This window comes from Caulobacter sp. GW821-FHT10C03, assembly GCF_059415485.1.
On sequence record NZ_JBWKNI010000017.1, the window covers coordinates 1 to 18,416 of the forward strand.

Below are 18,416 nucleotides of genomic sequence, written 5' to 3' on the forward strand. Positions count from 1 at the left end.
CGCTACAGCTGGTAGACTGCTTCGGCTGGCGGCCAGCTGGCCGCCAGCCGAAGCAGGCATTGGTGTCCGATCTGCAACTGGAGCCGCTAGAGCTTCTGCTTTTCGGGACAGCAACCAAGAGCGTGCGGCTCGGCTTGGGATATTATTTCTGATAATATTCCTTAGGCGATGTATATTGATGCGGCCGCTGTGGCGCGTATCTAGGACTAAATTCCTATTCCCCGCCGATCCTGCGGCTCAGAGCCTGGCCAGCCTCTCGCACTTGGCCTCTCAGGCGCTCCAGGCGTTCGTCGTCGAGATACTGCGGGATGGTCGACAGGCTGATGGCCGCGACGATCGCGCCGGCGGCGTCGCGCACGGGCGCGGCGATGCAGACGATGGCGTCGCCGAATTCGTCGCGGTGAAAGCCCAGGCCGCGTGCGCGCGCCTGGCGCATGGCGGCGGTCCATTCGGGCGTTTCATCGGCTTCGTCGTCGCTGTCGAGCATCAGCGCCTGGCCCATGGCCGTCTGGCGCAGCCGGTTGCGCGCGCCGACGCCGTGGCGGACGACCAGCCGGCGCGTGCCTGGCGACTGGGCGACGTAGATCACCTCGTCGCCGTCGCGCACGCCCAGATTGGCCGCATCGCCGGTGTCGCGGGTCAGGCCCTCCAGGATCGGCTGGGCGAGCCTGGGCAGATCAACGGCGCGCGCGGCGCTGGCGCCCAGGGCGAACATCCGTGGTCCCAGCTTGTAGCCGTGGCCGCCGACGTTCAGGTGACCACGTTCTGCGAGCAGCGCGGCCAGCCGGTAGGTCGTGCTGCGGCTCAGCGACAGCCGCTCGGCGATCTGCGCCGGACTGGCGCAGCCGGCGGCCACGGCCTCGAGGATGTCGAGGCCGCGATGCAGGGTCTGGGAGAGCTTCTGGGCGCTGTCGGTCATCGGGTCATCCTACGCCGCCAGCGCGTTGCCGATACCGATGACCACGGTCGAGGCCACCAGCACGGCGATGCCGGCGATCACCAGGCCGCGCGTCCTTTTGCTGGCCGCCGCCCACTCCTTCAGGGCGAAGCCCCACAGGGTCGAGAAGATGATGATGCTGGCCATGTGCAGGGTCCAGCTGGAGAAGCCGAACCGGCCCATCTGGCTTTCGCCCATGGTGTAGAAGAAGAACTGCAGGTACCAGGCCAGGCCGCCCAGGGCGCAGAGGCCGAAGTTGAGGGCCAGCGGGGCGCCCTGCCCCCCTCCCCGGCCCAGCCATTCGCCGGCGCTGCGGTTCTTGAGGATCAGCCCGCCGCACCAGACGAGGTTGGTCGAGAGGCCGCCCAGCAGCACCACGCACAGCACCGGCAGGCCTTGCCACAGCACGCCCGTGCCGTGCTCCAGCGACAGCTTGCGGATCGGCTCGCCGGCGGCCAGGCCGAAGGCGAAGCAGGCGCTCATGATCCCGGAGAACACGGCGACCGCCAGGCCCTTCCTGAGGTCGAACTCGCCGACGGCGGCGGTCTTTGCCTCGTGCGACAGCTCGGCCTCCTTGGCCTTGCCGGCCAGGGCCACCAGCACGATGCCCAGCAGGGTGACGACGACGCCGGCCAGGATCACCCGGCCGCTGGTGTTGACCAGAAGCTTGTCGGCGAAGGTGCCGTCGAACAGCGGCGGAACCAGCGTGCCGAAGGCTGTGGTGAGGCCCAGCGCGACGGCCATGCCGAGCGACAGGCCCAGATACCGCATCGTCAGGCCGAAGGTCAGGCCGCCCAGGCCCCACAGGGCTCCGAACAGCCAGCACCAGAACAGGGTGTCGCGCGGCGTCGCCGCCAGCACGGCCAGCAAGTCCTTTGTCTGCAGGCTGGCGAACAGCCATGGCGCGATCAGCCAGCTGACGATACCGCCGGTCAGCCAGAAGATCTCCCACGACCACTTCCGCACGCCCTTGTAGGGCACGTAGAAGCTGGCCGAGGACAGCCCGCCCAGCCAGTGGAAGACGAGCCCGAGAAGCGGGTTGCCCATACGCGATTACTCCTGGCGCTCGACGATCAGCCTGGCCGGCTCGAGCAGGCCCGACGGCGACAGCGGCGCCTGCGGCGGATAGGGATCGAAGGTGGCGAAGGTCTTGGGTCCGGCGTAGCCCGGCTGCTTGTCGCCGATCAGACGGTTGGGCCACAGATTGACGACCTTGACCTCCAGCTTGTTGTCGCCGGCCTTCAGGGCGTCGGTGACATCGACCTCGAACGGCGCCTTCCACAGCACGCCCAGGTCCTTGCCGTTGACGCTGACGCTGGCCAGGTTCTTGACCGCGCCCAGGTCGAGCACGACGCGGGCCCCCTTCCCCGCTTTCGGAGCCTTGAAGGTGGTCGTGTAGGCGGCCGTTCCGGAGAAGTAGCGGATGGCGGGGTCGGCGCTGTCGGTCCAGGAGCCGGGCTTGATGTCCTTCAAGGTCGGGCCTTGCGGGAATCTCAGCGTCCAGCCGCCGTCGATCACAGCGGCGACGGTGCGGACCTTGGCCGGAACGGCGCGTTCGGCCGGGCCGGGCTTGCGGAACACCACGAACACCGCGTCGTGGGCGTTCAGCGCCAGCGGCACGGTGGTGCGGCCGCCGGTGGTCTTGTAGCTGGCCGGCGCGATCGAACCGGTGTCGGCCCGCCAGATCTCGGCCTCACGGCCGCTGGTGCGGAAGCTGACAGAGGCGGTCTTGGCGTCGCCCGGGTTGCTGACGAAGTAGAGGTCGCCGTCCGGCAGCTGGCGATGCACGAAGCGCAGGCCCGCGCCGCCGTCGTCGGCGTCCGGACCGATCCCCGCCAGGGCCGCGCCGAGGTCGGCGCTCACGCCCGCGAAGACCTGGTCGGCCAGGCGCTGGAACTCCGCCGGATCGTCCGACAGGCTCGGCGTGGCGTCGGGGCGGACGCCCACGACCGGCACGCCGGCCGCCTTCAGCGCGGCCAGCTTGCGCAGGACGGGCACGGTCATGCGGCGCACCGCCGGATCGATGGCCAGCACGCGGTAGCGCATGCCGCTGGGCGTTGCTGCCTGACCGTCCTTGGCGTCCAGCAGGTTCACCAGGGCGTCGCCGTTGACGAAGTCGTAGGCGTGGCCGGCCGGGATCTTCGGCATGGCCTTGCCGTAGAGCTCGGTGATATTGCCGTCCTCGCCGTAGAACCAGGCCACGTCGGCGACGAACCGGCCCTGCTGCAGCAGCAGCGAGCTGCGCGACAGATAGTCGATCCACGGCCCCGCCTGCTCGGCCCAGGTCTCCTTGCGGGTGAACCACTGGCCGAAGATGGCCAGGGTCATGCCGGGGCCGGCCGTGTCGAGCGGCTGATGCACCGAGGTGTGGATGATGAAGCGGTTCAGGCCGTTGGCCATCATCGCGTCGGCGGTCGGTTTCAGCTTGGCCGGGTCGTAGCCGAAGGTGCTGCTGGCGCTGGTGAACGACTCCGCCGCCACCAGGTTCTGGCCGTAGAGGTGGGCCACCGACGCCGATTCACGAATGTCGGCGTCGTAGCTGAAGGGATCGTTGGTGACCGGCACCTCGGTCCAGGTCGCGCCCATCGGCACGTCGGCGCTCTTCTTGACCTGCATGCCGTCGCCGACGAAGGCGCGGCCGGTCTCGTGGGACTCGCCGTATCGCTTCATGCCGCGCGCATGCAGGGCGTCCGACAGCGCGCCGTAGTGCTCGTCGGCGATCAGGTCGCCGATGGTCTTGCGGAAGTCCCACAGGAAGGCGTCGCTGGCCGCGGCGCTCTCGACCACCCGGCCGCTAAGCACCGGCAGCCAGGGCCTGGGGTCATAGCCGCGCCGGGCCTGGAACTGGGCCAGCATCTTTTCGGTCCAGTTGGCCGAGCCGGCCTCCCAGCTGTCGGTGATCATCGCCTGGACGCCGCGCTTGCCCATCAGCTCGGGGCCGACGGTCTGCTGGTAGAGGTCCAGATAGGTGTCGGCATAGGCGGTGACGTGCTCGCGGCTGAGCTTGTCGACCTCCAGGCCGGTGCCTTCGGCCGAGGCCGGGCTGTTCTGGCGGCCGGTCAGCGAATAGCCGTAGCGCAGCACCTCCCAGCGGCCGGCCGGCGGCGTCCAGTCCAGGGTCCCGTCGGACTTGAGGCGATCGGTCAGGTCGATCACGTCAGCGCGATGCACGATGGTGTCGGCCGAGGCCTGCGGCGTCGGATCCTCGTCCAGGCCGCCGGCCGACGACCAGCCGGCCTTGTCCTCGAAGCGGTGCACCCGCGCCCCGGCCTCGAAGGCCAGTTCGGCGATCTGGTGGCTGGTCGGATCCTTCAGCCCGGCCATGGCCAGGGCCGGATTGGAGGGGCGCGGCAGGAAGACGACCCGGAAGTAGCGCGCCGTCGTCGCCGGGAAGGCCACGGTCTGCTGCAGGGCGCCGTGGACCGGCAGCTTGACGACCGCGCGGAAGGTCTTGCCGTCGTCGCTGGCCTCGATGCGGCCCTCAGGCGCCGTGGCCCCGAATTCGCCGAAGCCGCCGGCATGGGCGGCCACCAGCCGCAGCGCCCGCAGGGTCTGGGGTTTGGCGTATTCGACCTGGATCCAGGTTTCCTTGTCGGGCGCGAAGGGCAGCTCGACCTGGCGCACCAGGTCGCCGTCGGTCAGCAGGGCGACATCGACCGGGTTGCTGGCGGTGATCTTCGCGGGTGCGAGCGGAGCCTGCTCGGCGGCCGGCAGGCGGTAGGCGACCACGGCCGCGTCGCGATAATAGGTCGGCAGCGGACCCTTGATCGCCGCCATGGCCGAGCCGCCGCCCGGCACGCCCAGGAACGGTCCGGCCACCGACGGCGGCGCGGCCAGGGGCTTGTCGAGCTTGCGGCCGCCTTCGACGATCGTCTCGCTCCAGACCAGCTTCTTCATGGCCTGCTCGGGCTTGACCCACGGGCCGCCGGTCTCGCTCCAGCCGGGCGAGCCGGCGATGGCGAACTCGAAGCCGTCGGCGTCGGCCGTCTCGACGGCGTGCTTGAACGCCGCCCGCCATTCCGGCGTCATGAACACCAGGCGCTTGTCGACGATGTGCGGGGTGTCAAAGAAGCCGCCGTCGTTGAAGCCGGCGTCGAAGTTCTGCACCCCGGCCAGGCCGATGCGCTTCATCCAGGCCAGGTCCTTGTCGATGCCGTCCTGGGTGACGTTGCCGCTCATCCAGTGCCACCAGACGCGCGGCCGGGCGGTGTTGGGCGGATCAACGAAGCTCGCGCCGAGGGCTTCGGCCTGCTGCTGGGCCAGGGCCGGCGATCCGGCGAGCATGGCGGCCAGGGCCGCTCCGGCGATCAGGCGTCGGGCGAGGGTCATGGGCAGATACTCCAGAGGCGGCCGCGCGCCGGCCGCCCCAACAAACAGGATGTCAGGCGGCGGAAGCGGCGCGACGGGCCTTCAGGCCCTCGACCAGCAGGGCCATGAAGCCGCCGAAGAAGCCGCTGAACAAGCCGCTGATCCCGTTGCCGAGCGCGTTTGCGGCGGCGTGGGGCGGCAACGGGACGACATAGCCGACGGCGGCGCTGATCACCGCGCCGATGAGCCCGCCGATCAGGCCGGCGATGATGGCGTTCTTCATGGCGTCAGATCCGGTTGGCGCGGGCGATCTGGCCCAGCAGCACGGCGCTGGGCTTGGGCGTGCGGGCCTGGGTGGCGCGGTCGACGGCGACGAGGCCGAACTTCGGCCCATAGCCGAACACCCACTCGAAATTGTCCAGCAGCGACCAGTGGACGTAGCCCTTCACCGGGACACCGTCGTCCATCGCCGCCTTCAGTTCCTGCAGCGCGGTCTTGATGTAGGCCACGCGCCGGGTGTCGTCCTCGACGGCGACGCCGTTCTCGGTGACGTAGATCGGCTTGCCGGTAAGGGCGTGGGCGTAGCGGACGGTCCCGCCCAGGGCCTGGGGCGAGAACTCTTCCCCGGTCTGGGTCACTTCGGCGCCCTGGGGCGGCGGCATCTGGCCCTTGGAGTCGATCTGGGCGCGGCTGTAGGTCTGGACGCCGACGAAGTCGCCCGTCGCCTTCAGTACTTCCAGCCAGGGCACGTAGCACTTGGCCCGCTTTTCGTCGCGGCGGCTGTTTTCGCCCACGGCCTGATCGTCGAGCATCGCCAGCGACGCGCCCACCGGGAAGTCGCCCGGTCCGGCCTTGATCGCCGCATAGCCCTGGCGATGCGCCTCGATCAGGTTGGGCAGCATGACGTCCTGGCGGCCGAACTGGGCGCTGGAGAAGCGCTCGACGCCGTAGGCCTTGGCCGCGCCGGTCATGGCCTGCGCCATCTGGTCGAGGATGAACGGCGGCAGGATCCACCCCAGCAGCGTGCCGAGATTGGGCTCGTTGAAGGTCGTGGCCGCGCCGGCCAGGTCGCCCACGCCCTTGACGGCGTAGGCGCAGTAGCGGGCGAACAACGCCGGCGACTCCGGGTTTTCCCACCCGCCTTGGGCGGCGAACCAGAGCGGCACGGTGAAGTGGTTGAAGCTGATCATCGGCGTCACGCCGTGCCGGCGGCAGGTCTGGGCCACCCGGCGATAGTGCTCCAGTTCGGCGGCCGAGAACTGGCCCTTCGCGGGCTCGATCCGCGCCCATTCCAGCGAGAACCGGTAGGTGTTGAAGCCCAGCTTCGCCAGCATGGCGATGTCGGCTTCATAGCGGTGATAGTGGTCGCAGGCGTCGCCCGACGGCTCCTTGAAGGGGCTGGGCTTCAACTGCTCCAGGGCCCAGGTGTCGCCGTTGACGTTGTTGCCCTCGACCTGGTGGCCGGAGGTCGCCGCACCCCAGAGGAAGCCCTTGGGAAAGTCGCCGCCGGCGGCCTTGGCCTGGGAGACGGCGGGAGTGGCGGCGGCCGCGGCGCCGGCCGCCATCAGCAGCCGGCGGGTGAGCGGGAGGTCACGGAAGGTCATCGGGATCTCCGGAAAAGGAACGCAATAAGGGTCACTGGAAAGGTCACTGGGCGGGCTTCAGCAGGCCGCGGGCGGCCATCCAGGCGTAGAACTGGTCGATCCAGAGATCGCTGGTCGTGCCCCGCTTGTGCAGGCCAAAACCGTGGTCGCCCTTCTCGTAGACATGCATCTCGACCTTGCCGCCGGCCTTCTTCCAGGCCTGGACGAGACCGTAGTCGGTGTTGCCGAACAGCGGGTCGTCATTGGCGATGGCGGTGAACATCGGCGGCGGATCGGCCGGCGGGCTCACCGTGTTCATCGGGCCGTAGATCGGCGCGATGAAGTCCGGCCGGGCGTCCGGCGCGTTGCGCAGGGTCGCGCCCAGGGTTGTCATGGCCCCGGCGGAGAAGCCCATCAGCCCTACCCGCTTGGGATCCACGCCCCACTCGCCGGCCCGCGAGCGCACCAGCCGCAGGGCCTGCTGGGCGTCGTCCAGCGCCAGGGGCTGGCTGATCGGCGGGGCCTTGTCGGCCCCGGCCTTGGCCGCGGCGCCGAAGCGCGCGCCCAGCACCTGCAGCGTCTCCTGGTCGTTGTCCGGCGTCGGATCCAGTCGGTACTTCAGCACGAAGGCGGCGATGCCGTGATCGGCGAGCCATTGCGCGACGCGCTCGCCTTCCCACTCCATCGACAGCAGCATGTAGGCGCCGCCCGGGGCGACGATCACCGCAGCGCCCGTCGCCTTGCCCTTGGCCGGCAGGTACGGCGTCAGGGTCGGCTTGGTGACGTTGCGCACGGCCACGCCGTCGATCAGATAGTTCCAGTGCTCCACCTGGGTCGCGCCCTCCGAACCCGGCGCGACGCCGGGCCAGAGGGGGATCGCGCCCGGTTGGGGCGGCGCCGGGATCGTGCGGATCTCGACGCGCTGAGGAATCCCTTGCGCCAAGGCGCTCCCGGCGAACGCGGCGAGAGCCGCGCCCACCAGAAGGAAGAGCCTGCCCCGCATCAGAAGTGGCCTTCGAGGGTCACGCCGACGGTGCGCTCGGCCTCGCGGGTGCGCCAGTTGATGTAGCCGTCGTAGCCGCTCTGGAACGGCAGGGTGATGATCGCCGCGTTGAAGTCCTGCTTGAGCAGGTTGCGGGCGAACACCCCGACGCGCCACTGGCGGTCTTCCGGACCGATCCCGGCCGAGACGTTGAGCACGCCGTAGCCCTTCTGGATGGTGTTGGGATCGCCGACGCTGTTCTGGGTCTTGGTGCGGTAGGAGTAGTTGGCCGCGGCGTCGAACGTCAGGGCGTCGGTGATCGCGTGTTCGTAGTTGGCGCCCAGCACGACGGTGACCTTCGGCGCGCCGGCCAGGGTCTGGCCCTTGGCCTGGTAGACGTAGGTGCCGTTGTTCAGGGTGCAGCCGACATAGCCGGCCAGGATCAGGTTGTTCGGGCAGCTGGTGATGTAGTCGGTGTACTTGGCGTCGGAATAGGTGGTCGAGGCGTTCAGCTTCAGCGAGCTGTTGACCCGCAGGTTGGCCTCGATCTCGAAGCCCTTGGCCTCCAGGCCGCCGGCGTTCTCGGTGACGAACTCGTTGTTGCGCAGCACCGCCGTCTGCAGGTCGGTGTACTTGTCGTAGAAGATGTTGCCGTTCAGCGTCAGGCGACGGTCCAGCAGGGTCGTCTTGGCGCCGATGGTGACGTCGTCGACGGTCTGCGGGGCGACGTTGGTCTTGGTGCCGCTGAGCGCCGAGAAGGTCACCGTCGGGCCGAGATAGCCGCGGGCCACGGTGCCGAAGATCAGCACGTTGTCCGAAGGCTTCCAGTCGAGGCCGATGCGGCCCGAGGGGCTGGACTTCGAGGTCTCGCCGGTCTGCAGGGCGCGCGGCGTATAGGGCACGGTGGTCCCGCCCGCCGTCAGGAACGCCGGCAGCGACGGATCCAGTTCAGACCAGTTGGAGGCCTCGACCTTGTCCTTGGTCATGCGCGCGCCGCCCAGCAGGCTGAGGGTGTCGCTCAGCTTGTAGCGGCCGTCGATGAACACCGCGGCGCTGTCGGTCGTGGTCTTGCCGTGGTTCAGGCCGGCGGTGATCGAGACCACCGGGGCGGTGCTGTAGGGCGTGGCCGGGCGCAGCTGGGCGCTCTCGCCGGTGTTCTCGGTCTCCAGCCGCGAGACGAACAGGCCGGCGACATAGCTGAGGCGGCCGCTGCTGGGCGAGGTCAGGCGGAATTCCTGCGAGGCCTGGGTCTTGACCTGGCCGCGGGCCTGGGCGGTGAACTTGCTCTGGGGCGAGCCGTCGATCGAATAGACGTAGGGGTCCTCCTCGAAGCCGCGATAGGCGCTCAGCGAGGTCAGGGTGTACTCGCCCAGATCCCAGTTCAGCTCCAGCGAACCGCCGTAGTTGGTGGTGCTGTAGCTGCCGCCGCCGTCCTCGATCGACTTGTCGTTCGAAGCGCCGGGGGTGACGCCCAGAGCTGACAAGCTGGTGAAGGGCGCCAGGAAGTTGGCGTCGCTGGTCGGGGCCTTGTTCAGGGTCCACAGCTGGCCGGGGCCCTTCTGGCGCTGGCGCGAATAGTCGCCGATCAGGTAGGCGCTGAAGGTGTCGGTCGGCTTCCAGTAGACCTTGCCGCGGGCGCCGTTGTTGTGGATGCCGCCCCAGTCCTCGTTGCGGACCACGTTGTGGACATAGCCGTCATAGGCCTTGTCGTAGAGGAAGATGCCGACGGCCAGGGTGTCCGACAGCGGGGCGGTGACGCCGCCATGCACGTCGCGCTCGTTCAGCGAGCCGTAGGAGGCGAAGAAGTCGCCCGTCGCCGTGGTCAGGCTGGGCTTGCGGGTGGTGATCGAGATGACGCCGCTGGAGGCGTTCTTGCCGAACTGGGTGCCCTGCGGGCCCTTCAGCACCTCGACGCGCTCCAGGTCGCCCAGGCTGTCGACCGGCGAGCCGAACGGAACCACGACGCCGTCGACCACCAGGCCGACCGGCGATTCCGAGCTGGAGGTGAAGCCGCCGGCCGAGCCGACGCCGCGCAGGCGGAAGCCGGAGTCGTTGGGCGTGGTGCCGAACTGCACGCCGGCGACCGAATACTGCAGGTCGGTCACGGCCTTGGCGCCGGTGGCGGCCAGCTGGTCGCCGCTGACGGCCGAGACGGCCAGCGGCACGTCCTGCAGGCGTTCGGAGCGGCGGGTGGCGGTGACCACCACTTCTTCGATGGCGATCGGCGACTCGGTGGTCGCGCCACTGGCGGGCGAGGCGCCCTGCGCGTGGGCCGCGCCGCCGATGGCGACGGTGAGGCTGGTGGCGGCCAGCAGGCTGAGCTTGAATGCGTTCATGGGGGTTCCCCTTCCCTGCGAGCCGGCGATCTTCGTCGTCCGGCTTCGTTTCCGTTTCCCTGGACCCCGGCTTGGCGCCGACGTTGGTGTTGAGCTGAACGGTAGCGAGGGGGTCCCGCACCGACCAATTCAATCGTTGAACAGCAACTATCACTCAAGATTATGCGGGACTGCATTTCATATAATGAAACCGACAACAGGCTTGCCCCAATGGCGTCGCTCGGTCTAAGCCGCTTGAAATGTCAGGGTCCACAGAAGGCTCGACGTCTCAGGAGGATCCCGCCGTGCGCTTTCACAACCTCGACCTGAACTTGCTGGTCGTGCTGGATTCCCTGCTTCAGGAGCGCAGCGTCAGCCAGACGGCCCAGGCCCTGCGCCTCACCCAGCCGGCGATCAGCAACGCCCTCTCGCGCCTGCGCCAGCACTTCGAGGACGACCTTCTGGTCCAGGTCGGCCGCAAGATGGTCCCGACCCCGTTCGCCGAAAGCCTGGCCGTACCGGTGCGCGAGGCCCTGGACGGCCTGCGCCGCATCGTCGTCAACCGCTCGGAATTCGATCCCGCCGCCGCCGACCGCACCTTCACTTTCGTCTGCTCGGACTACGTCTTCAACGTCCTGATGACCGGGGCCATCCGCAAGCTCGTCACTGTCGCGCCGCGGCTGAAGATCGTGGTGCTGCTGACCTCTGACCAGAGCGCGGCCCTGCTGGGCGAAGGCAAGATCGATTTCATGATCTCGCCCGAGCGCAAGTGCGACCCGGGCCATCCGAAGAGCCCGCTGTTCAGCGACCGCTTCGCCTGCATCGCCTGGCGCGACAACCCGCTGGTCGGCGCCAGCCTCAGCCTCGAGAAGTACCTGGAGCTGGAGCACGTGTCGGTGACGCTGGGCCCGCACAACCCGCCGCACATCGAGCAGGAGTCGCTGGACGCGCAGGGGGTGGAGCGCAACATCGTCGTCCACGCGCCCACCTTCAACTGCGTGGCCGAGATCGTGGTGGGCACCAACATGATCGCCACCGTCCACGCCCGCAACGCGGCCATCCTGGCCAAGCGCCTGCCGCTGAAGGTGCTGGCGCCGCCGGTGGAGATCGCGACGTTCACCGAGTTCCTGCAGTGGCACAAGAACAAGGAAACCGACGCGGGCACGCTGTGGCTGCGCGACTTCCTGATCGAGCACGCCCAGAGCCTTTAGGGGCGAGGGTCGGTGAACGGCCCTAGGTCGCCAGGCCGATCAGGATCTTGAGCACGACCGCGGCGGCCGTCAGGCCGGCGATGATCGTGGTGAAGCAGAAGAGGCTGCTGGTCAGCCCGTGCGCGCGGCGCTGGCGACGCGAGACCATGTCGATGGTCATGTCCTGTTTCCTCCCAAGACCGCTCTGACGGCGGCATGGGAGGAGCTTCCTCGCGATACTGACTATTCGCCAATTCAATCGCTGAATGGCGGCCATAAGCCGCATGAAGGTGTCAGCACCATCATCGCCGGTGATGCGAGACATTCCCCGATTGAATTTTTTTCGACCGGTCCCCTCCCCGTAAATGGCGGCAAGGGGCGCGGCGCATCATCGACCGCCGCCCGCAACAAGACTGTCAGGGTGGAATCCACGTGGCGCGTACGCTCATCACCAATATCCAGATCTTCGACGGCACGGGCCGCGCGCCCTTCGCCGGCGAGGTCCTGATCGAGGACAACCGCATCGCCCGCGTGGCGCAGACGGCCTCAGAAGGCCGCATCGAGGCGGCCGATGCGACGGTCATCGACGGCGCCGGCGCGACCCTGATGCCCGGGCTGATCGAGGCCCACGCCCACCTGTCCTGGCCCTCGTCGATCGAGCGCTTCATCCCCGAATTCATCCTGCCGCCGGAAGAACAGTTGCTGGCCACGGTTCGCAACGCCCGCGTCCTGCTGGAAAGCGGCTTCACCAGCGCCTATTCGGCCGGGGCCCTGGGCGAACGCATCGAGGTGGTGGTCCGCAACGAGATCGAGGGCGGTTGGACCCCAGGTCCGCGCCTGCGCGCCTCGACCATTGAACGCAGCCCCGAAGGCCAGGACACCGGCGCCGTCGAGCACGGCCGCGGTCCCGAGGCGATGAAGGCCTTCGTCAAGCACTGCAAGGCCATCGGCATCGACCAGGTCAAGCTGGTCATCTCGGGCGAGGACGCCCTGCTGCCCGGTTCCTCGCAGCACATCCTCTATACCGAGGAAGAGGTCCAGGCGGCCGGCGAGCAGGCCCGCGAGAGCGACATCTGGCTGTCGGCCCACACCCAGGCCGGCGAGGCGATCAAGATGGCCCTGCGGGCCGGCGTGCGGGTGCTCTACCACTGCACCTACGCCGACGAGGAAGCGCTGGACCTGCTGGAAGCGCACAAGGACGAGATCTTCGTCGCCCCCGCCATCGGCGTCATCGTCGCCACCCTGGAGGCCAAGCCGCCGCCCCACATCGACATGACCTCGATGAAGGAAGCCGCTGTTCCGGTTGTCGAAAAGTGCAAGGTGCTGATCCCCGAGCTGAAGCGCCGGGGCGTGCGCGTGCTGCCCGGCGGCGACTACGGCTTCCCGTTCAATCCCAACGGCGCCAACGCCCGCGACCTGCAGCACTTCGTCGACCTGTTCGGCTACACGCCGACCGAGGCCCTGGTGGCCGCCACCAAGCTGGGCGGCGAGCTGATGGGCCGCGCCGACGAACTGGGCCTGGTCGAGCCGGGCTACCTGGCCGACCTGCTGCTGGTCGACGGCGATCCGACCCAGGATGTCTCGATCCTGCAGCGCCGCGACCGCCTGCTGATGATCATGAAGGACGGCAAGATGCACAAGGCGCCGGCCCAGCCGCTTTCGCGGGCCGCCGCCTGATGAGCGTCCGTTCCGACATCGTCTTCGGCGTGGCCGGTTCGGCCGAGCTGAAGGGCGACCTCTACCTGCCCGACGCGCCCGGTCCGCACCCCGTGCTGGTCGCCGCGCCGGGCGGCGCCTGGCTGCGCAACGACAAGGCCCAGCTGGCGCGTTGGGGAAAGTATCTGGCCGCCCAGGGCTACGCCGTCTTCGCCATCGACTACCGCCGCTCGACTAACGGCAAGTCGTTCCCGGGCAACGTCCAGGACGTCGTCGAGGCCGCGCGCTTTCTGAAACGCGAGGCCGCTGGCCTCGGTGTGGATCCCGACCGCATCGGCCTGCTCGGCGCCTCGGCCGGCGCGCACCTGACGGCGCTGGCGGCTCTCGCCCAGGGCCAACCCTGGCTCTATGGCGAGACCGTCCAGTTCAAGACCCTGGTCGCCGTCTACGGCGTCTACGACCTCTTCGCCCACTGGCAGGCCGATCTGGCCAAGAACGCCGCCCCGGGAACCGACCCGACCTTCCGCATGCTGGGCGCGGACCCCTACGAGGATCCGCAGCTCTATGTCGCCGCCTCGCCGCTGCGCCACGTGCGCTACGACCGCAACGCCTTGAAGGCGCTGGTGATCTGGGGCGAGCGCGACCACGACATCGATCCCGCCCAGTCGGAAGCCTTCGCCCGCGCCCTGCGCCAGGCCCGCTTCTTCGTGCGCACCCTGCCCGTGCCCGACGCCGGCCACTTCTGGTTCAGCGAGGAAGAGGTCGACACGCCCCACACCGCCGCCGGCCGGGTCGCCCCCGCCATCGTCCGTTTCCTCGACAAGCACCTGTGATGATTTACGACGTCGCCATCGTCGGCTGCGGCCCCGTCGGGGCCCTGGCCGCCAATCTCCTGGGCCAGGCGGGCCTCAGCGTTCTCGTCTTGGAGCAGGAGCGCGATCCGCATCCCCTGCCCCGCGCCGTCCACCTCGACCACGAGATGATGCGCATCTTCCAGGGCGCTGGCTTGGTCGAGCGCCTGCATCCGCTGATGCGAGAGACGCAGGGCCACCTGCACATCGGCGCCGACGGCGGGGTGATCCGCTACATGGGCACCGCCGGCCAGGCCAAGCGCTTCGGCTGGGCCAACGACTACTTCTTCTACCAGCCCGAACTCGAAGCCGAACTGCGCGACGCCCTAGCCCGCTTCCCGGCCGTCGCCCTGCGCCTGGGCGCCAGGCTGGAAAGCCTGACGCAGGACGCCGACGGCGCCGACCTCGTCCTGGCCGACGGCGAGACCCTGCGCGCCCGCTGGGTGATCGCCTGCGACGGCGCCCGCAGCGCCGTGCGCAAGAGCCTGGGCGTCAAGCTCGACGACCTCGACTTCGAGGAGCCCTGGCTCGTCGTCGACGCCGAGGTCGACGGCCCCATCGTCTTCCCCGACATCCCCGGCCTGCCGTCGGGCGCTGATCTGCAGCAGCTGTCGGTGATGCTGTGCGATCCGCGCCGTCCGGCCACCATCGTGCCGGGTCGCGGAAATCACCGCCGCTGGGAGTTCATGCTGCTGCCCGGCGAGGACGACCAGGCGATGATGGCCACGCAGCAGGTCGAGGCGCTGATCGCCCCGTGGGTCGAAGGCTCGACCTACCGCCTGGTGCGCGCAGCCACCTATCGCTTCCATGGGCTGGTCGCCGAGCGCTGGCGCGTGGGCCGGGTGTTCCTGGCCGGCGACGCCGCCCACCAGACCCCGCCGTTCTTCGGCCAGGGCATGTGCCATGGCCTCCGCGACGTCTCGAACCTGGCCTGGAAGCTGCCGCTGGTGATCGCTGGTCTGGCCGACGACGCCCTGCTCGACACCTACCAGCCCGAGCGCGACCCGCACGTGCGCGGCGTCATCGGCGCGGCCGTAAACGCAGGCCGCTATATCTGCCAGCTCGACCCGGCCAAGGCCGCCGAGCGCGACGCCCACATGCGCGAGGTCATGGCCGCCGCCAAGCCCGGAACCACGGCCGCCGACCTGATCCCCGCCTACCAGGCCGGGGTCGCCCGTCCCGGCTCCGGCGAGCGCTTCATCCATCCCCGCGTCGGCGGTGTCCTGCTCGACGAAGTTCTGGGCGAGGGCTTCGCGGTCATCGCCAGCGAACCGGTGGCCGCATCGGCGGACTTCGTCCGCATCGGCGGCTCGGTTCACGTGATCGGCCAGGACCTCGACGACGCCGACGGCGCCCTGGCCGCTTGGCTCGACGCCAAGGGCGCGGCCGCCGTTCTGCTGCGCCCCGACCGCTACGTCTACGGCGTCGCCGAAACGGCGGACGCCCTGCCCGCCCTGATCGACCAGCTTCGCGCCGACCTCTCCCTCAAGGTCGAAGCGCCCAAGGAGACCGCATGTCCCGCCTGACCCTGGAGGCCGCCTCCATCATCGTCGACGCGGCGCTCGCCCAAGCCCGCCGCGACGGCTACCAGCCGCTGGCCGTGGCCGTGCTCGACGCCGGCGCGCACCTGGTGGCCCTCAAGCGCGAGGACGACGCCAGCCTGATGCGGCCGCAGATCGCCGTCGCCAAGGCCACGGGCGCCCTGGGCATGGGCTACGGCAGCCGCGAACTGGCCAAGCGCGCCAACGCCGCCCCGGTGTTCTACTCGGCCCTGTTCGCCATCAGCGGCGGGGCCATGGCCCCCTCGCCCGGCGGCGTGCTGATCCGTGACGCCGAAGGCCGGATCATCGGCGCGGTCGGCATCAGCGGCGACACCGGCGACGCCGACGAGGCCTGCGCCATCGCCGGCGTGATCGCCGCCAGCCTCACCCCCGATCCCGGCGGCGCGCCCGCTCCCCAAGCTTAAAGGAGCCGCCATGCGTCTTCGCAGCATCGAACTGAACCTGCCCGACACCGCCGCGGCCGTCGATTTCCTGACCGGAACCTGGGGCCTGGCCGACGCCGGGACCGCCGGCGAGACCCGTTACCTGCGCGGCTCGGGGCCGTTCCCCTACCTCGTGGCCATGACCGAGACGGCCGGCCCGTCGGTGCGTTGCACCACCTTCGTCGGCGAGGAAGCCGAGGTCGAAGCCATCGCCGCCAAGGCCCGCGCGGCCGGCGCTCCGGTGGTCGAGACCGTGTCCGAGGATCTCGGCGGCGGCCGGGGCGTCCTGGTCCAGCTGCCCGAGGGCGAGGTGTTCCGCTTCCTGCACGGCGCGGCCCTGGCCGAGCCGATCGAGGGTCGCGACCTACCGGTCAAGCTGACCCACGTGGTGATGAACGCCGCCAACGCCGAGGCCACGGCCGACTTCGCCGAGGCGGCCCTGGGCTTCAAGGTCTCCGACCGCACCAAGGGCATGGTGTTCGTGCGCTGCAACGCCTCGCACCACTCCACCGCCTTCGCCCGCGCCGGCTTCACCTCGCTTAACCACATCGCCTTCGAGATGGCCGATCTGGATGCCGTGATGCGCGGCGTCGGCCGTCTGCGCGACACCGGCGCGGTCCCGGCTTGGGGTCCCGGCCGTCATGGCCCGGGCGACAACGTCTTCGCTTATTTCATCGCCCCGTTCGGCGCGGTCGTGGAGTTCTCCACCGCCGTCGAGATCATTCCCGACGACTACAAGGTCGGCGCCCCCGAAGACTGGACCTGGCCCGAGGGTCGCATCGACCAGTGGGGCCTGTCGGGCAAGGACTTCGCCGGCCTCAACACCGCCGAGCGCACCTTCGGCCACGCCCCGCTGCCGGTCGCCTAGACGCAACGCACCTCAAGAATCGAGACCAAGCTTATGAAACTGATCAGCTTCCTGCGTGACGGCGTCGCCTCCTACGGCGCGATCCAGGGCGACCGCGTCGCCGACTTCGGAGCCATCGCCGGTCCGGACGAGCACGACCTCGTCGCCGCCCTGCGCCTGGACGCCATCCCGGCCCTGGCCGCCGAGGCCGCCTTCGACGTCCCCGTCTCCGAGATCCAGCTGCTGCCGGTCGTCACCACCCCGGGCAAGATCTTCTGCGTCGGCCACAACTACGAGACCCATCGCCAGGAAACCGGCCGGGCCAAGGTCGGCCATCCGTCGATCTTCACCCGCTTCGCCGACACCCTGACCCCGCACGGCGGCCCGATCGTGCGGCCCAAGAGCTCGACCAGCCTCGACTACGAGGGCGAACTGGCCATCGTCATCGGCAAGGGCGGCCGCCACATCAGCGAGGCCGACGCCATGAGCCACGTGGCCGGCTTCGCCTGCGCCAACGACGCCTCGGTGCGCGACTGGCAATGGCACACCCAGCAGTTCACGCCCGGGAAGAACTTCCCCGGCACCGGCGGCCTTGGTCCCTGGCTGGTCACGCCCGACGAGATCGACGACCTGAACGCCGTCACCGTCACTACTCGCCTCAACGGCCAGCAGGTGCAGCACGCCAGCCTGGCCGACCTGATCTTCCCGCTGCCGACCATCATCGCCTATCTGTCGGGCTTCACCCCGCTGTTGCCGGGCGACCTGATCCTGACCGGCACGCCGGGCGGCGTCGGCGCCAAGCGCGAACCGCCGCTCTGGATGAAGGCCGGCGACGTCGTCGAGGTCGAGATCACGGGCGTCGGCCTGCTGTCGAACACGGTGGTCGATGAGGCCTGATCGGGAAGCTTGAGCATGAAGCTGCGGCCTTAAGTCGCTGTTCAGGTGCGATTAATCACGCGCCGTTCATCGTGGATGCAAACGCCGGGGATGCGTCCCCGGCCCCTTCCACGAGTACCCGCCATGCTTGCCCGCAAGAAACCCCAGAAGACCCCCTTCCCCGTGGCGGACGGCGACACCGTCGAGGTCGTGCTTCGCTGCGGCTACCGGGCCCGGGCTTCGGTGCTGTGCTCGCGCGGCGGCATGGTCGAGCTGGCTTACCGCAAGGCCGACGACCGCTTCGGCCACGCCTTCGTCGACGCGGGCACCCTGCAGCCCGGCCTGTCGGTCCGCTGGGCCTTCCTCGCGGGCGTGCGCGCCCAGCCCTAGGCCACCCGCGTCCAGACCTGGGTCTTGCAGAGGAAGTTGCCGAGCACGCAGCCGCGCGCCTTCAGCTTGCCGGCGTCCAGCACCAGCACCCGGCCCGAGAAGGTCATGTTGACGTCCGGCGCGAAGACCTTGCCGCGCCACTCGCCCTTGTCTGCGCGCGAGAAGTCGCTGAGCAGCTGCCGGCCCACCAGTTCGCCGCCCGAGCCCTTGCGCGCGTCGGTCCGCGCTTCGTCATTGGCCCAGATCACATAGCCGCAGACCTCGCCGCCGCACGGCTTGATCTCGACATGGACGCTGTCCTTGGGATTGCGCCAGACGCCGAAGATGTCGGGCCCTTGGGGCGTCTGGGGCTGGGCTGTCGCCGCCGAACCCAGCATCAGCGTGGCCAGGACGGCGACGCCCGACTTCAAGAACGACACCGGCCATCTCCCCCGACCTCGGCGACCGCATCCGGTCGCTCATCCGCCTTCCGACGGTCGGCCGGACGGCGCGCGACG

At 69.4% G+C, this 18,416-nt stretch carries 17 protein-coding genes; 8 read left to right on the top strand and 9 right to left on the bottom strand.

Annotated elements, in window-relative coordinates; genetic code table 11:
- Nucleotides 1-214 precede the first annotated feature (214 nt).
- The 7 genes from AC07NG_RS19275 to AC07NG_RS19305 are packed head-to-tail and all read right to left on the bottom strand — an operon-like array spanning nt 215 to nt 10,146.
- The gene (locus tag AC07NG_RS19275; RefSeq protein ID WP_494595728.1) at nt 215-919 is read right to left on the bottom strand and encodes an IclR family transcriptional regulator; all 705 of its coding nucleotides are present in this window, start codon (nt 917-919) and stop codon (nt 215-217) included.
- A 9-nt stretch (nt 920-928) separates the two neighbouring features.
- A complete protein-coding gene (gene rhaT, locus AC07NG_RS19280) occupies nt 929-1,984 on the bottom strand; it encodes an L-rhamnose/proton symporter RhaT (protein WP_494595730.1) in 1,056 nt (351 codons plus the stop codon).
- 6 nt (nt 1,985-1,990) lie between these two features.
- Nucleotides 1,991-5,266, bottom strand: a complete 3,276-nt coding sequence (locus AC07NG_RS19285; protein WP_494595731.1) for a glycosyl hydrolase — start codon at nt 5,264-5,266, stop codon at nt 1,991-1,993.
- 52 nt (nt 5,267-5,318) lie between these two features.
- Nucleotides 5,319-5,528, bottom strand: a complete 210-nt coding sequence (locus tag AC07NG_RS19290) for a hypothetical protein (protein WP_492855394.1) — start codon at nt 5,526-5,528, stop codon at nt 5,319-5,321.
- Between the two features lie 4 nt (nt 5,529-5,532).
- Complete coding sequence (locus AC07NG_RS19295) at nt 5,533-6,849, bottom strand: glycoside hydrolase family 1 protein (RefSeq protein WP_494595733.1); 1,317 nt, start codon at nt 6,847-6,849, stop codon at nt 5,533-5,535.
- A 43-nt stretch (nt 6,850-6,892) separates the two neighbouring features.
- Nucleotides 6,893-7,831, bottom strand: coding sequence for an alpha/beta hydrolase (locus AC07NG_RS19300; protein ID WP_494595735.1), 939 nt, complete (start codon nt 7,829-7,831; stop codon nt 6,893-6,895).
- The gene (locus AC07NG_RS19305; RefSeq protein ID WP_494595737.1) at nt 7,831-10,146 is read right to left on the bottom strand and encodes a TonB-dependent receptor; all 2,316 of its coding nucleotides are present in this window, start codon (nt 10,144-10,146) and stop codon (nt 7,831-7,833) included. Before AC07NG_RS19305 ends, AC07NG_RS19300 begins: the two co-directional genes overlap by 1 nt.
- 284 nt (nt 10,147-10,430) lie before the next feature.
- Here AC07NG_RS19305 and AC07NG_RS19310 point away from each other — a divergent pair, with 284 nt between their 5' ends.
- Nucleotides 10,431-11,336, top strand: a complete 906-nt coding sequence (locus tag AC07NG_RS19310) for a LysR family transcriptional regulator (RefSeq protein WP_487289343.1) — start codon at nt 10,431-10,433, stop codon at nt 11,334-11,336.
- A gap of 22 nt (nt 11,337-11,358) precedes the next feature.
- Here the strand turns inward: AC07NG_RS19310 and AC07NG_RS19315 are convergent, their stop codons facing one another.
- Complete coding sequence (locus AC07NG_RS19315) at nt 11,359-11,496, bottom strand: hypothetical protein (protein WP_158285872.1); 138 nt, start codon at nt 11,494-11,496, stop codon at nt 11,359-11,361.
- A 251-nt stretch (nt 11,497-11,747) separates the two neighbouring features.
- Between AC07NG_RS19315 and AC07NG_RS19320 the strand changes: the two genes are divergently transcribed.
- The 7 genes from AC07NG_RS19320 (at nt 11,748) to AC07NG_RS19350 (ending at nt 17,919) form a co-directional block, all read left to right on the top strand.
- A complete protein-coding gene (locus AC07NG_RS19320) occupies nt 11,748-12,992 on the top strand; it encodes an amidohydrolase family protein (RefSeq protein WP_494595738.1) in 1,245 nt (414 codons plus the stop codon).
- Entirely contained in the window at nt 12,992-13,804 is an 813-nt protein-coding gene (locus tag AC07NG_RS19325; protein WP_492855388.1) for an alpha/beta hydrolase family protein, read from the top strand. The genes AC07NG_RS19320 and AC07NG_RS19325 overlap by 1 nt, the downstream gene beginning before the upstream one ends.
- A complete protein-coding gene (gene mhpA / locus AC07NG_RS19330) occupies nt 13,804-15,348 on the top strand; it encodes a bifunctional 3-(3-hydroxy-phenyl)propionate/3-hydroxycinnamic acid hydroxylase MhpA (RefSeq protein ID WP_494595739.1) in 1,545 nt (514 codons plus the stop codon). The genes AC07NG_RS19325 and mhpA overlap by 1 nt, the downstream gene beginning before the upstream one ends.
- Nucleotides 15,336-15,788 (top strand): GlcG/HbpS family heme-binding protein, encoded by a 453-nt coding sequence (locus tag AC07NG_RS19335; protein WP_494595741.1) that lies wholly within the window; start codon nt 15,336-15,338, stop codon nt 15,786-15,788. Before mhpA ends, AC07NG_RS19335 begins: the two co-directional genes overlap by 13 nt.
- Before the next feature lie 10 nt (nt 15,789-15,798).
- A complete protein-coding gene (locus AC07NG_RS19340; RefSeq protein ID WP_494595742.1) occupies nt 15,799-16,674 on the top strand; it encodes a VOC family protein in 876 nt (291 codons plus the stop codon).
- Nucleotides 16,675-16,707: 33 nt separating this feature from the next.
- Nucleotides 16,708-17,550: a fumarylacetoacetate hydrolase family protein gene (locus AC07NG_RS19345; RefSeq protein ID WP_494595744.1), complete on the top strand. Its 843-nt coding sequence runs from the start codon at nt 16,708-16,710 to the stop codon at nt 17,548-17,550.
- Between the two features lie 123 nt (nt 17,551-17,673).
- On the top strand, nt 17,674-17,919 hold the full coding sequence (locus tag AC07NG_RS19350) for a hypothetical protein (RefSeq protein ID WP_487289333.1): 246 nt from the start codon (nt 17,674-17,676) through the stop codon (nt 17,917-17,919).
- Here the strand turns inward: AC07NG_RS19350 and AC07NG_RS19355 are convergent.
- Nucleotides 17,916-18,338 carry a DUF2147 domain-containing protein gene (locus AC07NG_RS19355; protein WP_492855383.1) on the bottom strand — a complete coding sequence of 141 codons (423 nt, stop codon included), beginning with the start codon at nt 18,336-18,338 and terminating at the stop codon, nt 17,916-17,918. The two genes, AC07NG_RS19350 and AC07NG_RS19355, sit on opposite strands and share 4 nt — an antisense overlap.
- Nucleotides 18,339-18,416: the final 78 nt, after the last annotated feature.

Bases quoted from the DNA above. Each gene is read 5' to 3' on its own strand.
- AC07NG_RS19275 (WP_494595728.1), bottom strand. From the start codon at position 919: ATGACCGACAGCGCCCAGAAGCTCTCCCAGACCCTGCATCGCGGCCTC.
- rhaT (WP_494595730.1), bottom strand. From the start codon at position 1,984: ATGGGCAACCCGCTTCTCGGGCTCGTCTTCCACTGGCTGGGCGGGCTG.
- AC07NG_RS19285 (WP_494595731.1), bottom strand. From the start codon at position 5,266: ATGACCCTCGCCCGACGCCTGATCGCCGGAGCGGCCCTGGCCGCCATG.
- AC07NG_RS19290 (WP_492855394.1), bottom strand. From the start codon at position 5,528: ATGAAGAACGCCATCATCGCCGGCCTGATCGGCGGGCTCATCGGCGCG.
- AC07NG_RS19295 (WP_494595733.1), bottom strand. From the start codon at position 6,849: ATGACCTTCCGTGACCTCCCGCTCACCCGCCGGCTGCTGATGGCGGCC.
- AC07NG_RS19300 (WP_494595735.1), bottom strand. From the start codon at position 7,831: ATGCGGGGCAGGCTCTTCCTTCTGGTGGGCGCGGCTCTCGCCGCGTTC.
- AC07NG_RS19305 (WP_494595737.1), bottom strand. From the start codon at position 10,146: ATGAACGCATTCAAGCTCAGCCTGCTGGCCGCCACCAGCCTCACCGTC.
- AC07NG_RS19315 (WP_158285872.1), bottom strand. From the start codon at position 11,496: ATGACCATCGACATGGTCTCGCGTCGCCAGCGCCGCGCGCACGGGCTG.
- AC07NG_RS19325 (WP_492855388.1), top strand. From the start codon at position 12,992: ATGAGCGTCCGTTCCGACATCGTCTTCGGCGTGGCCGGTTCGGCCGAG.
- mhpA (WP_494595739.1), top strand. From the start codon at position 13,804: ATGATTTACGACGTCGCCATCGTCGGCTGCGGCCCCGTCGGGGCCCTG.
- AC07NG_RS19335 (WP_494595741.1), top strand. From the start codon at position 15,336: ATGTCCCGCCTGACCCTGGAGGCCGCCTCCATCATCGTCGACGCGGCG.
- AC07NG_RS19340 (WP_494595742.1), top strand. From the start codon at position 15,799: ATGCGTCTTCGCAGCATCGAACTGAACCTGCCCGACACCGCCGCGGCC.
- AC07NG_RS19345 (WP_494595744.1), top strand. From the start codon at position 16,708: ATGAAACTGATCAGCTTCCTGCGTGACGGCGTCGCCTCCTACGGCGCG.
- AC07NG_RS19350 (WP_487289333.1), top strand. From the start codon at position 17,674: ATGCTTGCCCGCAAGAAACCCCAGAAGACCCCCTTCCCCGTGGCGGAC.